This window comes from Variovorax sp. SG517, assembly GCF_013376045.1.
Lineage (GTDB): Bacteria > Pseudomonadota > Gammaproteobacteria > Burkholderiales > Burkholderiaceae_C > Variovorax.
The window spans coordinates 203882-216908 of the sequence record NZ_JABMJG010000002.1; the positions used below are offsets into that span (position 1 = coordinate 203882).

General features: G+C 68.2%; 12 protein-coding genes. 2 read left to right on the forward strand and 10 right to left on the reverse strand.

The annotated features are described in order from the left end of the window. Positions 1 to 175: 175 nt before the first annotated feature. Positions 176 to 2074: an adenylate/guanylate cyclase domain-containing protein gene (locus FHT32_RS06445; RefSeq protein WP_256098899.1), complete on the forward strand. Its 1899-nt coding sequence runs from the start codon at positions 176 to 178 to the stop codon at positions 2072 to 2074. Here FHT32_RS06445 and FHT32_RS06450 read toward each other — a convergent pair. Beyond that, the gene (locus FHT32_RS06450; protein WP_256098900.1) at positions 2061 to 2804 is read right to left on the reverse strand and encodes a TetR/AcrR family transcriptional regulator; all 744 of its coding nucleotides are present in this window, start codon (positions 2802 to 2804) and stop codon (positions 2061 to 2063) included. The two genes, FHT32_RS06445 and FHT32_RS06450, sit on opposite strands and share 14 nt — an antisense overlap. A 112-nt stretch (positions 2805 to 2916) precedes the next feature. Between FHT32_RS06450 and FHT32_RS06455 the strand changes: the two genes are divergently transcribed. Continuing rightward, positions 2917 to 4224 carry an aspartate aminotransferase family protein gene (locus tag FHT32_RS06455; RefSeq protein ID WP_176663820.1) on the forward strand — a complete coding sequence of 436 codons (1308 nt, stop codon included), beginning with the start codon at positions 2917 to 2919 and terminating at the stop codon, positions 4222 to 4224. Here FHT32_RS06455 and FHT32_RS06460 read toward each other — a convergent pair whose 3' ends face one another. The 9 genes from FHT32_RS06460 to FHT32_RS06500 all read right to left on the reverse strand — a co-directional run bounded on the left by FHT32_RS06460 (position 4225) and on the right by FHT32_RS06500 (position 13016). Further along, a complete protein-coding gene (locus FHT32_RS06460; protein ID WP_371132138.1) occupies positions 4225 to 5307 on the reverse strand; it encodes an NAD(P)/FAD-dependent oxidoreductase in 1083 nt (360 codons plus the stop codon). Beyond that, positions 5265 to 5594, reverse strand: coding sequence for a ferredoxin FdxA (fdxA, locus tag FHT32_RS06465; RefSeq protein ID WP_176663821.1), 330 nt, complete (start codon positions 5592 to 5594; stop codon positions 5265 to 5267). The genes FHT32_RS06460 and fdxA overlap by 43 nt, the downstream gene beginning before the upstream one ends. A gap of 44 nt (positions 5595 to 5638) precedes the next feature. Then, the gene (locus tag FHT32_RS06470) at positions 5639 to 6976 is read right to left on the reverse strand and encodes a sulfate adenylyltransferase subunit 1 (protein ID WP_176663822.1); all 1338 of its coding nucleotides are present in this window, start codon (positions 6974 to 6976) and stop codon (positions 5639 to 5641) included. After that, a complete protein-coding gene (cysD, locus tag FHT32_RS06475) occupies positions 6976 to 7917 on the reverse strand; it encodes a sulfate adenylyltransferase subunit CysD (RefSeq protein ID WP_176663823.1) in 942 nt (313 codons plus the stop codon). The genes FHT32_RS06470 and cysD overlap by 1 nt, the downstream gene beginning before the upstream one ends. Before the next feature lie 46 nt (positions 7918 to 7963). Further along, positions 7964 to 8584, reverse strand: coding sequence for a phosphoadenosine phosphosulfate reductase family protein (locus FHT32_RS06480; RefSeq protein WP_176663824.1), 621 nt, complete (start codon positions 8582 to 8584; stop codon positions 7964 to 7966). Positions 8585 to 8594: 10 nt separating this feature from the next. After that, positions 8595 to 8999 (reverse strand): DUF934 domain-containing protein, encoded by a 405-nt coding sequence (locus FHT32_RS06485; RefSeq protein ID WP_019652940.1) that lies wholly within the window; start codon positions 8997 to 8999, stop codon positions 8595 to 8597. Next, positions 8996 to 10774, reverse strand: coding sequence for a nitrite/sulfite reductase (locus FHT32_RS06490; protein WP_176663825.1), 1779 nt, complete (start codon positions 10772 to 10774; stop codon positions 8996 to 8998). The genes FHT32_RS06485 and FHT32_RS06490 overlap by 4 nt, the downstream gene beginning before the upstream one ends. Before the next feature lie 277 nt (positions 10775 to 11051). Then, on the reverse strand, positions 11052 to 11870 hold the full coding sequence (locus FHT32_RS06495; protein WP_176663826.1) for a M55 family metallopeptidase: 819 nt from the start codon (positions 11868 to 11870) through the stop codon (positions 11052 to 11054). Between the two features lie 18 nt (positions 11871 to 11888). After that, on the reverse strand, positions 11889 to 13016 hold the full coding sequence (locus FHT32_RS06500) for a P1 family peptidase (protein WP_176663827.1): 1128 nt from the start codon (positions 13014 to 13016) through the stop codon (positions 11889 to 11891). Between the last annotated feature and the right edge of the window lie 11 nt (positions 13017 to 13027).

Sequence of the window (13027 nt, forward strand, 5' to 3'; positions counted from 1 at the left end):
CGTTGTCGAAGGCAATTTTTGACAGCGAAAGTCGCGGTTGTCATTGGCCGTGAAGTCGTGATTGGCATTGCTGATGCGGTCGGCCGCAGCGGGCAAGAATCGCTGCCGTGACCGCGCATTCGGCCGTGCTACGAGAATTTCAAAGATGAAAGATGATCTCCGGCGTTCGGGTCGGATGGATATGCCGTCTGCGCCGCACAACCACACCCGCCTGCGGCGCTTCAGGGTCGACGTAGGCACCATCATCTGTGCCGTGGCGCTGGTGCAGTCGCTGCTGCTCGTGGCCTTCGGCTACTGGGCGGCCGAGAAGCTGGTGTCGAAGGTGGGCACCGCGGCGCACAAGATCAACCACGACAGGGTCGAGGACAACGTGCTCGCCTTCCTCGCCAAGACGGAAGGCGTCATCCGCTCCATCGCGGATTCGCCCAGCGTCCATGTCTGCGGCGAAGACGGCGAGCAGACCGCCGAGATGCTCTGGACCATGCTGGAGCAGACCCCCGAGATCGACAGCATCAACGTGGCTACCGACCATGGCCACGTGCTGATGGCGGTGCGCTACCCGGTGCCGGCCATCCGCCAGGTGCTGCGCGGCCCGGATTTCAGCACCGAGACCTGGCAGTACAAGAGTTCGCCCGATCTCGACGGCGGCGACGCGAAGCAGCGTTTCGCGACGACGGCCATCTCGGCCTATCGCAGCGACTTCGATCCCGAGAAACGCACCTGGTACCTGGAAGCCATGAAGGCAAAGGGGCCGGTGTGGACCCAGCCCTTCCTGATGAGCGACGCGCAGGAACTCGCCGTCGGCCATGCGCGGCCGTCCGCGCGCGTCGACGACGAGGGCCACAGACGCGGGCTCGTGGTCGACGGCAACGTGTCGCTCGCGCATCTGGCGAGGCTGGTGCGCGTCTCCGGTGCGACGGGCAGCGGGGAGAGCGCCTTGCTGAGTTCGGACCATCACGTGATCGCGCGCAGCGACCATCCCGACCCGGTGCGCGAGCTGGAGTCGCCCGACACCGGCGTGCTCGGCGCCATCCATTCGCACATGCTGGCCGCCGGCACCGCGGGCGGCGCCGATGACCTGGCCTTCTCCATCGAGCACGAGGGGCGCCGCTATCTCGTGCAGACCTCGCACCTTCCGCACACCCGCTGGCAACTCGTCAGCTGGGAGCCTGAAGAACAACTGCTCGGCGGCCTGCAGCGCTCGGTGCTGTGGTCGCTGCTGCTGACGGTGAGCTTTCTCGGGCTGGCGCTGTTCATTTCGCTGCGCTTGTCGAAGCTGGTGACCGGGCCCATCGAGAACCTCTCGCGCGTCGCACGCCGCATCGGGCGGCTGGAGCTGGACAACCTGCCCATCGAGCCCAGCCGGGTGCTGGAGATCCAGCACCTCAACCAGGCGCTGGACGAGTCGGCGCGCAGCCTCAAGGCCTTCAGCAAGTTCGTGCCGGTGGACATCATCCGGCAGCTCGTCGCCGAAGGGCACGCGCTGGGGCCCAGCGGGTCGCCGCGCCGCATCACCGCGATGTTCACCGACGTCGAGGGCTTCACCAGCATCTCGGAGTCGATGCCGGCCGACGTGCTCGTGCGGCAGCTGACCGAGTACTTCAGCCTCGCCGCAGGCATCTTCGCGCGGCATGGCGGCGTGATCGACAAGTTCATGGGCGACGGCATCATGGTGCTGTGGGGGGCGCCCACCGATCTGGAGGAAGCGGAGTACCGGGCCTGCCAGGCGGCGCTCGAACTGCACGCGCAGATGAATGCGCTGAACGACAAATGGCGCGGCGAAGGCCTGCCCGAGTTCCGCACGCGCGTCGGGATCCACACCGGCCATGTGATCGCGGGCGTGCTCGGGTCGAGCGACCGTCTCTCCTACACGGCTATCGGCGACGCGATCAACGCCGCGAGCCGCATCGAAAGCGTCAACAAAGAACTGGGCACGCGCACGCTGATCTCGCAAGCCACCTTCGAGGGGCTGGGCGGACGGCTCGCCACGCGCCGCATCGAAGAACTTGCCGAGCTGCGCGGCCGGCAGACGCGCATGGTGCTGTACGAGCTGCTGGGGCCTACGCCGACCTGAGCCTGCGCGCGAAGGCCTCCAGCCCGTCGACGGTGATCTGGATGTGCCGCTCGAAACTGCTGTCCAGCGGCACCGTCGTGCCGTTGTCCCAGCGCAGGATGAAGGCCTTGTTGGCCAGTTGCGCGAGGTTGCGCGTGAGCACCGGGTGGTCGAGCGGTCGGATCGTGTGCACGCGCTCGCGCAGCTCCTCGGCCCAGGCCTGGGTGTTGTCGGCGGGCAGGGGCGAGAACTCCATCGTCAGGAAGCCCAGCATCGCGGCTACCACGCAGTTGTAGGCCTCCAGCAGCGGCTCGCCCTCGAATCCGGCCTCGGTCAGCGCGGCCAGGATGCCTTCGACCAGCTCCATCGGCAGGCTGCCGTTCGACACCAGCTGCGCGCCCAGCAGTTGCGCCACGTTGGGGTGCCGCCGCACGGCGGCCCGGCAGCGGCGGAACAGCTCGGCGATCCAGTCCTGCCATGCGAGCTTGCCGGGTGGCGGCAACACTTCGGCCATGACGAGGGCCGCAACTTCCGCCAGCAGTGCCTCGCGCGTGCTCACGTGCCAGTGCACCGTGGCCGGATACACGCCGAGCCGTGCCGCCACCTCGCGCATGCTGAACGCACCGAGGCCGAATTCATCGATCTGCGCCAGGGCTTCCTCGGCGATGCGCTGCTTTGTCAGGCCGCCGCCGCCGGCGGGGCGGCCGGCCGTGCGGGGTTTCTGGGCCTTGGGGGGCGATTTCTTCGTCATGGTCGGGGCCATTGTGCTGCAGTCGGGTTGACTGTATAAACAAATTAAATTGAGCATCGATCAATAAATCGCGCTGCGAGCGACGGGCGCGCAACCTTCGAAGGACATCGCCATGGCCCATGCCGACATCGACCAAGCCCTTGCAGCCGCGCACCGCCGCTTCACCGAAGCCAACCCCGCCAGCCTGCGCCAGTTCGAGGAACAGGCGCGCTACATGCCCGGCGCCAACAGCCGCTCCGTGCTGTTCTACGCACCGTTCCCGCTGACCATCGCCAGGGGCGAGGGCGCCGCGCTCTGGGACGCCGACGGCCATCGCTATGCCGACTTCATCGCCGAGTACACGGCCGGCGTCTACGGCCACTCGGCGCCCGAGATCCGCGAGGCCGTTGCCGAAGCGATGAAGGGCGGCATCAACCTCACCGGCCACAACCTGCTCGAAGGCCGGCTCGCCAGGCTCATCTGCGAGCGCTTTCCGCAGATCGAGCAGCTGCGCTTCACCAACTCGGGCACCGAGGCGAACCTGATGGCGATCACCGCGGCACTGCACTTCACGGGCCGCCGCAAGATCGTCGTGTTCTCGGGCGGCTACCACGGCGGCGTGCTGGGCTTCGGCGCCAAGCCGCTGCCGACGACCGTGCCCTTCGACTTCCTGGTGCTGCCTTACAACGACGAGCAGACCGCGCGCGAGCAGATCGACAGGCACGGCCCCGAGATCGCCGCCGTCCTGCTGGAGCCGATGCAGGGCGCGAGCGGCTGCATTCCGGGCCGCCTGGAGTTCCTGCAGGCGCTGCGCGAATCGGCCACGCGCGTGGGCGCGCTGCTGATCTTCGACGAGGTGATGACTTCGCGCCTGGCGCCGCACGGGCTGGCGAACAAGCTGGCCATCCGCTCGGATCTGACCACGCTGGGCAAGTACATCGGCGGCGGCATGTCCTTCGGCGCCTTCGGCGGCCGCGCCGACGTGATGGCGCTGTTCGATCCGCGCACCGGACCGCTGGCCCACTCGGGCACCTTCAACAACAACGTGCTGACGATGGCGGCCGGCCACGCGGGGCTCACGAAGCTCTTCACGCCGGAGGCGGCAGGGGCACTGGCTGATCGAGGCGATGCGATGCGCGTGCGGCTCAATGCGCTGTGCGCCGCCGAGGGCGTCGCGATGCAGTTCACGGGCATCGGCTCGCTGATGAACGCGCATTTCGTCGGTGGCGAGGTGCGCAGTACCGACGACCTTGCGCCCGTCGATGCCCGGCTGCGCCAACTGCTTTTCTTCCACCTGCTGAGCGAGGGCATCTACACCTCGCCGCGCGGCTTCGTCGTGCTGTCGCTGCCGTTGACCGATGCGGACGTCGACCGCTACGTGGCAGCCATCGGCAGCTTCATCGGCGAATACCGGGCGCTGCTGCCCGGTGCCGCGAACTAGCTAGCGGGAGCCGGCCACGCCCAGGAGCTCGTGCAGGCGGGTACTTGTGGTCGTGTACTGCAGCGGCACGGCCTTGCCCGGGAACACGATGGCCGTGGCGCCCCAGGCCGCCAGCGTAGCCTCGTGGAAGCCGCAGACGATGAGCTTCTTCTTGCCCGGATAGGTGTTGATGTCGCCCACCGCGAACACGCCGCGCTCGCGGGTTTCGTACTTCTCGGTGTCGACCGGCACCTGCTTGCGTTCCAGCTCCAGGCCCCAGTCGGCGATGGGGCCGAGGCGCGGCGAGATGCCGAGGCAGGCGACCAGTGCATCGAGCGGCAGGTCGACGGTGGTCGCGTCTGGCGTGGTGATCTGCAACTGCTTGCCGTCGAAGGCGCTGGGCTGGCCGACCTTGAAGGCCAGCTTGCCGGCGCCCACGAGGGCGCGCATGGCCGAGACGGTGGCTTCTTCGGCCTGGAAACCGTCGCGCCGGTGCACCAGCGTGACCTGCTTCGCAATCGCCGTGAGCGCGATGGCGGTCTCGAGCGCGATGTCGTCGCCGCCGTTGACCACCACCGTCTGCCCGGCGAAGCGATCCAGCGAATCGGGGTGATAGAAGAGCGAGGAGCCCTCGAACTGCGCAATGCCCTCGACGGCGATGCGCTTGGGCACGAAGGCGCCGACACCGGCCGCGATGAACACCGTCTTTGCAAGGAACGCCTTGCCCGCCGAGGTGGTCAGCAGTAGCCGCCCATCAGCCTCGCGCGCCAGGGTGGAAACCTGCTCGCCGAAATGGAACTGCGGCTTGAACGGCGCCACCTGCTGCAGCAGCGACTGCGCCAGGTCGCGCCCGCTGGTCACGGGCGTACCGGGAATGTCGTAGATGGGCTTGTCGCCATACAGCGCCACGCACTGGCCGCCGGCGGCGGGCAGTGCATCGACGATGTGGCAGGAGATTTCGAGCAGGCCCAGCTGGAAGGCCTGGAACAGCCCCACGGGGCCGGCGCCGACGATCAGAGCGTCGGTCTCGATGGGAAGAGCGGCAGGAACGGCGGGCTGGTTCAGCGCACCAGCTCCCCGACCTTGTCCGTCTTGTCCTTCCACTCATCGGCGTCGGGCAGGGCGGGCTTGCGCTTGGTGATGCTCTTCCAGCCGTCGGCCTGGGCCAGCTCGGCGTTGATCTTGATGAAGGCGATCTGGTTGGCCGGCAGGTCTTCCTCGGCGTAGATCGCGTTGACCGGGCACTCGGGGATGCAGACTGCGCAGTCGATGCATTCGTCCGGGTCGATCACCAGCATGTTGGGACCTTCGCGGAAGCAGTCGACGGGGCAGACGTCCACGCAGTCGGTGTATTTGCAACGGATGCAGGCTTCGGAGACGACGTGGGTCATTTGTTTTCTGGCGTCAGTGGTGAGGTCGGGGAAAACCCGGGATTTTAGGCCTTTGCGGCGGAGGGCTGCACGAGAACGGCAGCGGCGGTCCTGTGGGAGGCCGTATCGACCAGCACCAGCGAGCCCAGTGCACGCGATTGCGTGAAGGGCAGCACCGCCAGCGGCTGCTGCAGCGCGAGCACCACGTCGCCGATGGCGTTGGCCTCGATCTGCGTCGCGGCTTCCGATTCGAGCGTGGTGATGTTCACGCGATCGACGATGCGCGCCACCTTGGCCTTCACCCAGCGGTGGCCCTGCAGCGCCCAGTAGACGCGGCCCGCGACCAGCGGCTCGTCGTCGAGCCAGGCCACGGTGGCGGTGATCTCGCGCACCGGCTCGAAGGCGCCGGGCGCCAGCAGCCAGTCGCCGCGCGACACGTCGACCTCGCGGTCGAGCACGATGCCGGCGCTGTGGCCCGCATGCACCGCCTTCGGCTGGCGCGTGTGGCTCAGCACCTGGGCGACGGTGGCGGTCTGGTTGCTCGGCAGCACGGTCACGCGCTGGCCCGGCTCCACGTGGCCCGATGCGACGCGGCCCCAGAACACGCGGCGGCCCTGCGAGGTGTCGGCCGACGACGAGAACTTCTCGACCCACTGCACCGGGAAGGCGAAGGGCACGGCCTCGTCCTGTGCCGTCACCGGCAGGTCTTCCAGCAGCTCGAGCAGGCTGGGGCCTTCGTAGCCGACCCAGTCGGCATGGCGCGTGGCCACGTTCCAGCCCTTGAGCGCGGAGATCGGCACGATGGCCGCCACCTTCACGCCGGCCGCTTCGGCGAAGGCGTTCAGCGCGGTCGAGATACGCTCGAAGGCCAGGCCGGCGTCGGCGATGGCATCGAGCTTGTTCACGGCGAACACGATCGACTGCACGCGCAGCAGGTGGCACAGCAGCGTGTGGCGGCGCGTCTGCGGCAGCAGCTCGCGCTTGACCACGGTGCCGTCCTCCACTTCGGCGGCCCAGGCCAGCTTGGTCGCGTCGACCAGCACCACGGCGGCGTCGGCGGCCGAAGCGGCAGTGACCATGTTGCGCGTGTACTGCTCATGGCCCGGCGCGTCGCCGATGATGAACTTGCGCTTGGCCGTCGAGAAGTAGCGGTACGCCACGTCGATGGTGATGCCCTGTTCGCGCTCGGCCGAGAGACCGTCGGTCAGCAGGGCCAGGTCGGTCTCGCCGCCGCGCTGCACGCCGGCCAGCTGGTCCTGCAGCACGGTCTTGCTGTCGACCAGCAGGCGGCCGATCAGCGTGCTCTTGCCGTCGTCGACCGAGCCGCAGGTGATGAAGCGCAGGGCGGTGCCGGTGTCGCCGTGGACGTCGTTGTTCACAGGGGTAGCAGTCGTCGCGCTCATTAGAAGTAACCGTCTTTCTTGCGTTTTTCCATGGATGCTTCAGACGTCATGTCGTCCATGCGGGTGGCACCGCGCTCGCTAACGTCGACCGACAGCGTCTCGAGCACCACGTCGCTCGCATCGGCCGCCAGGCTTTCCACCGGGCAGGTGGTGGTGATGTCGCCCACGGTGCGGAAGCGCACGTCGCGCACCTGCACCGTCTCGCCGTCGCGCGCCGGGGTCAGTTCGGTCACGGGCACCAGCAGGCCGCGGCGCTCGACCACTTCGCGCTTGTGCGTGTAGTAGATCGAGGGCAGGCCGACTTCCTCGCGGGCGATGTACTGCCACACGTCGAGCTCGGTCCAGTTCGAGATGGGGAACACGCGGAAGTGCTCGCCCGGAGCGAGGCGGGTGTTGAACAGCGTCCACAGCTCGGGGCGCTGGTCCTTGGGCTGCCACTGGCCGAAGCTGTCGCGGTGCGAAAAGATGCGCTCCTTGGCGCGCGCCTTTTCCTCGTCGCGGCGGGCGCCGCCGATCAGCGCGTCGAAGCGGAATTCTTCAATGGCTTCCAGCAGCGTCACCGACTGGTGCGCATTGCGCGACTCGCCCGGGTGCGCCAGGCGCACGGTGCCGCGCTTCATCGAGTCTTCGACACTGCGCACGATCAGCTCCGCGCCCAGTTCCTTCGCGCGGCGGTCGCGGTACTCCGTGACCTCGGGGAAGTTGTGGCCGGTGTCGATCATCAAGAGCGGATAGGGAATGCGGCCCACGCCGAAAGCCTTCTCCGCGCACTTCAGCAGCACCAGCGAATCCTTGCCGCCCGAAAACAGCAGGGTGGGGCGCTCGAAGGCGGCCGCCACTTCGCGCAGGATGAAGATGGTTTCTTCCTCCAGCGCATCGAGGTGCGTGTTGGACAGGTGTGCCGCCGGCAGCAGCAGTTCGGTTTCGGTTCGGGCGTTCATCGGAGGATGGGGTGCTGGATGCGGGAGGTCGATGCGGTGCAGGCGCTCAGTGCGCGAGGTGCAGGCCGCACTCGCGGTTGTCTTCGCCCTTGGTCGGGTCGACGTAGTCGAAGTTGTTGGGCAGGCCGTGCTTCACGCAGTACTCGTGCAGGTCCTTGGACGACCAGTGCAGCAGCGGCGCGACCTTGATCAGGCCGTCGGGGTTGATGCTGACCGGGTCCATCTGCGCGCGCACGGCCGTGTCGGTGGCGCGCAGCGCGGTGAACCACACCTTCGGTGCCGTCTCGCGCAGAGCGCGGGCAAAGGGCTCCAGCTTCACTTCTTCGGTGAAGGCGGCGTGGCGCGGGTCGTCGAGCGCGGGCGTCGGGCCTTCCACCGCCTCGCGATGGGCGCGCGAGCGGCGCGGCAGGTAGATGTGCAGGTCCAGGCCCAGCTGCTTCGTCACCTCGTCGGCGAAACGGTAGGTGGCCTCGGTGTTGTAGCCGTTGTCCATCCACACCACCGGCACGTCGCGCTTCACGCGCGTGACCATGTGCAGGATCACCGCCTCGAAGGGCCTGAAGTTGGTGGTGACGATGGCCGGCTGGCCCAGGCCGAGTGCCCAGTCCACCAGGCCTTCCGAGTTGCGGCCCAGCTCGGCGTTGATGCGGTCGATGTCGATGCTCATGTCGATGCCTTCACGCGCTCTCGGTCGCCGCCGCGAAGTGCGGAACGGTCTGCACCGCATCGCCCTGGTAGAAGGCGGCGAAGCGGTCGAACTGGCGCTGCGCGTCGGAGGCGTCCACGCCTTCCTTGAGCACCGCGCTCGAAAAACCGGTGCGCTCCATCTGCACGAGCTGGTCGATCAGCACGTCGCCCGTGGCACGGATGTCGCCGGTAAAGCCCAGGCGGCGGCGCAGCAGGAAGGCCTGGCTGTAGGCGCGGCCGTCGGTGAACTTCGGAAAGTGCAGGTCGATGCGCTCGATGTCGGCCAGGCACACCTCGATGGCGAGCGGGTCGGCGTCGTTGGGCAGCTGCAGCACCTTCGGGTCGCCGTCGTCGACGTGTTCTTCCGCCGAGAGAATGTTCAGGGTCTTCTTCATGCTGCTTCCTCCACCTTGAAACGCGCACCGTTGGCGGCGGCCTTGAACGGGTCGTGGCCGACGCGGCGCAGCGTGTCGATGAAGTTCTCGCCGTTCTCGCGGGTGTCGCGGTAGGTGTTGAGCACGGCCTCGATCACGCCGGGCACTTCTGCCGCCGAGAACGAGGGGCCGACCACCTTGCCGGCCTGCGGCGTGCCGCTGAGCGCGGAGCCGTCGGAGCCGCCGAGGGTGACCTGGTACCACTCCTTGCCGTCCTTGTCGACGCCCAGGATGCCGATGTGGCCGCTGTGGTGGTGGCCGCACGAGTTGATGCAGCCGCTGATGTGCAGGTCGATCTCGCCCAGGTCGTCGAGCTCGTCGAGGTCCTGGTAGCGCTCGGTGATGGCTTCTGCCACCGGAATGGAACGTGCGTTGGCCAGCGCGCAGAAGTCGCCGCCGGGGCAGGCGATCATGTCCGTCAGCAGGTGCACGTTGGCGCTGGCGAAGCCGGCGGCGCGGGCGGCGAGCCACAGCGCGTGCAGGTCTTCGGCATGCACCCAGGGCAGCACCACGTTCTGGTCGTGCGTCACGCGGGCTTCGCCGGCCGAGAAGCGGTCGGCCAGTTCGGCGATGGTGTCGAGCTGGTCGGCCGATGCATCGCCGGGCGCCTGCTTCAGGCGCTTGAACGACAGTGTCACGGCGCGCAGGGCCGGGTTCTTGTGCGGCGCCACGTTGCGCGCCAGCCAGCGTGCGAACTGCACGTCGTCGGCGGCGTGGTGGCGCAGCTCGGCGTCGGTCTTCTCGGCGCTCTGCAGCACGCGGGTGGCGAGCGCGGGCGGCACGAAGGATGCGGCCACGCGGTCGTACTCTTCCTGCGTGATGGTGTGCGGCGCGCCGTCGTGCTCGAGGATCTGCTTGTACTCGGCCTCGACGTCGTCGATGTAGCGCTGGCCCTCGGCCTTCACCAGGATCTTGATGCGCGCCTTGTAGATGTTGTCGCGCCGGCCGTAGCGGTTGTAGACGCGGATCACGGCCTCGAGGTAGTTCATGATCTGCTGCCACGGCAGGAACTCGCGCAGCACCGTGCCCACGATGGGCGTGCGGCCCATGCCGCCGCCCACCTGTACGCGGAAACCGATCTCTCCGGCTTCGTTCTTCACCACGTGCAGGCCCACGTCGTGCCAGCCGGTGGCGGCGCGGTCTTCGGAGGCGCCGGTGATGGCGATCTTGAACTTGCGCGGCAGGAACGCGAACTCGGGGTGCAGCGTGCTCCACTGGCGCATGATTTCCGCGAACGGGCGCGGATCGGCGACCTCGTCGACGGCGATGCCGGCGCGCTCGTCGCTCGTGATGTTGCGGATGCAGTTGCCGCTGGTCTGGATGCCATGCATGTCGACCGAGGCCAGCAGGTCCATCACGTCGGCCGACTTGGCCAGCGGAATCCAGTTGTACTGGACGTTCTGGCGGGTCGTGAAGTGGGCGTAGTGGGTGGGCAGCTTCTGGCTGCCGAGCAGGCCTTGCGTCTCGATGGCCTTCTTGTAGACCTCCGCCTCGGGCTCGTCGTACTCGCGGGCGATGCGGGCCAGCACGCGCAGCTGGCGGCTCGACAGCTCGCCGTACGGCACGGCCACGCGCAGCATCGGCGCGTAGCGCTGCACATACCAGCCGTTTTGCAGGCGCAGGGGGCGGAACTCGTCTTCGGCGAGCTTGCCCTTCTGCCAGCGCTCGAGCTGGTCGCGGAACTGGGCAGCTCGCTGATGGACGAACTGGCGGTCGAATTCTGTGTATTGGTACATCGTGCGTTTGTCTTGAAGGAAGTGCGGTGCCGCGCGTGTAGCGGGGTACCCCAGCAAGAAGGCGCGATTGTCCGAGCGCTCCTTATGGAACCAAACTATTTTTTGGTTCGCGCTTTATGCGGATAAGCTTATTTGCCAGCATCCATGCGGGTTTCCGGGCGGTTTGATGCTTATTCCGGATAAGGCCGGGCAGGGCGCCGGCGCGGTGCCCCGGGGTACGCCGGCACAGGGGGCGGCGGGATTTCTGGAGAGGGAGCCGGCCAGCCGGCCGCGCGCCTCAGCGCAGCATCGAGGACATCGCCGAGCAGCAGTTCAGCATGCGCACGGCCGCTTCCACCGTCGGTGCGGTGAAGCGCAGGGTGACGCCGTCGACGCGCTCGAAGCTCGGCCACTGGCAGAACAGGTCGGCCAGCGCGGAGGTCTGGGCGCGCAGCGTCACGGTCTGCGGGCCTTCGAAGACGAGCGGCCTGGCGTTGGCGCGCGCCGCCAATGCTTCTTCCACGCCAGCGCGGATCGCCCGGCGCGACTGCTCGGGCGAGAGCGACACGCCGCTGGTGCAGCCGGTGGCCTTCTTGGTCTCGACGAAGGTCGCGTGCGGGAAGAGCGGGCGGTTCTCGGCGATGAAGACGTCGTCGCCGCTGGCCATCACCACCGGCACACCGTATTCGCCGGCCAGCGCGCCATAGAGGCCGGCCTCGCCCAGCTCCTCGCCGCCGAGCGAGATGCCCGCGAACGCGAAGCTGTTGATGGTGTGCGCGAGGATGCCGCGCCCCTGCGCGCGCGAGTGGTAGCCGACCATGCAGACGGCGTCCAGGCCTTCCTCCACGCCCGCCACCATGCTCAGGTAGCGCGGCTTGCCCTGGATCACGCGGGCGCGCGAGTCGAGCAGGTCGGCCGGCATGTTGCGAAAGCCCCCGTGCGAATCGTTCACCAGCACCTCGGTGGCGCCCGCGTCGAAGGCGCCGGCGATGGCTGCGTTGGCTTCGTGCGTCATCAGCAGCCGCGCGCGCTCGTACTCGGGGTTGCCCGCGCGCACCTGCTCGGATTGAAAGACGCCGGCAACGCCTTCGATGTCGGTGGAGATCAGGACTTTCATTGGGCGGCTCGTTCGTGTTCAGGCGTGGGTTGAAAAGAGGGCGGAGGCGGGCAGCACGTCGGCCAGCGCCGCGCGGTGGTTGCCGTCGCGCCCGGTCACTGGCGTGGCGCGCCACAGGGCGTGGATGATCGCCTGCTCCGTGCTGTCGGCCGCGGCCTGGAAGAGGCCGTCGAGCAGCCCGTCGTGCAGCATCGCCACGGCGGGCATCGGCCGCTCGACGCTGTCGGGCACGGTGTAGGCGGTGGAAAAGGCCAGCACGATGTCGCCGCTGCCGTGCCCGAAGACCGAGCCCGTGCGGGCCAGCCCGGCACCGGCGCGCAGCGCGAGGCGGCGCAGCTGGCGTGCGTCGAGCGGCGCGTCGGTGGCCACCACGATGATGATCGAGCCCTTCTCGGCCTCGTTCACCGCCGGCAGGCTGCGCTCGGCCTGCTGCGCTGCGAGCCGTTCGCCCACCGCGTGACCGGCCAGCAGCAGCTGCGGCTGGCGCCCGTAGTTCGCCAGCACCAGTGCGCCCACTGTGTGCAGGCCGCCGGTGCCGACGTTCTTTTCGCCACCCAGGCCACCGCTGGTGCCGTCGTTGCGCGCCGACACCCGCCGCGAGGCGCTGCCGATGCCGCCCTTGAGCTGGAAGCTAGACATGCCGCGCCCCGCGCCGACCGAGCCCTGCTCGAAGTCGACGCCGGTGTCGGCCAGCGCATGCAGGTAGTCGGCCTCGCTCACGGCCATGCGCTGGATGTCGTTGAGAAAGCCGTCGTTGCACTCGAACACCAGCGGATTGACCGTCGGCAGGGTGCGCCCGCATTCGGGGTTGTCGGCCACGCAGCGGCGGATCTGCGCCGCAGCCACCGTGCCGACCGAGAAGGTGTTGGTCAGCGCGATGGGCGTCTCGAGCACGCCGAGTTCTTCCACCTGCAGCAGGCCCACGCTCTTGCCGAAGCCGTTGAGCACCACGGCGGCGGCGGGCACCTTGTCGCGGAAGAGGTCGCCCGCGTGCGGACGAATGACGGTCACGCCCGTCTGCACGGGCCCGTCGGCCAGCGTGCGGTGGCCGACGGTGACGCCCGCGACGTCGGTGATGGCGTTGCGTTCGCCCTGGAGCAGATTGCCGATGAAGGGGAGGGAGGCCTGCTGCTTGCTGGAAGACATGAAGAAAGAGA

What these genes read in the sequence shown, in the direction of transcription:
- FHT32_RS06445 (WP_256098899.1), top strand. Translation starts at nt 176, where the DNA reads ATGGATATGCCGTCTGCGCCGCACAACCACACCCGCCTGCGGCGCTTC.
- FHT32_RS06450 (WP_256098900.1), bottom strand. Translation starts at nt 2,804, where the DNA reads ATGACGAAGAAATCGCCCCCCAAGGCCCAGAAACCCCGCACGGCCGGC.
- FHT32_RS06455 (WP_176663820.1), top strand. Translation starts at nt 2,917, where the DNA reads ATGGCCCATGCCGACATCGACCAAGCCCTTGCAGCCGCGCACCGCCGC.
- fdxA (WP_176663821.1), bottom strand. Translation starts at nt 5,594, where the DNA reads ATGACCCACGTCGTCTCCGAAGCCTGCATCCGTTGCAAATACACCGAC.
- FHT32_RS06470 (WP_176663822.1), bottom strand. Translation starts at nt 6,976, where the DNA reads ATGAGCGCGACGACTGCTACCCCTGTGAACAACGACGTCCACGGCGAC.
- cysD (WP_176663823.1), bottom strand. Translation starts at nt 7,917, where the DNA reads ATGAACGCCCGAACCGAAACCGAACTGCTGCTGCCGGCGGCACACCTG.
- FHT32_RS06480 (WP_176663824.1), bottom strand. Translation starts at nt 8,584, where the DNA reads ATGAGCATCGACATCGACCGCATCAACGCCGAGCTGGGCCGCAACTCG.
- FHT32_RS06485 (WP_019652940.1), bottom strand. Translation starts at nt 8,999, where the DNA reads ATGAAGAAGACCCTGAACATTCTCTCGGCGGAAGAACACGTCGACGAC.
- FHT32_RS06490 (WP_176663825.1), bottom strand. Translation starts at nt 10,774, where the DNA reads ATGTACCAATACACAGAATTCGACCGCCAGTTCGTCCATCAGCGAGCT.
- FHT32_RS06495 (WP_176663826.1), bottom strand. Translation starts at nt 11,870, where the DNA reads ATGAAAGTCCTGATCTCCACCGACATCGAAGGCGTTGCCGGCGTCTTT.
- FHT32_RS06500 (WP_176663827.1), bottom strand. Translation starts at nt 13,016, where the DNA reads ATGTCTTCCAGCAAGCAGCAGGCCTCCCTCCCCTTCATCGGCAATCTG.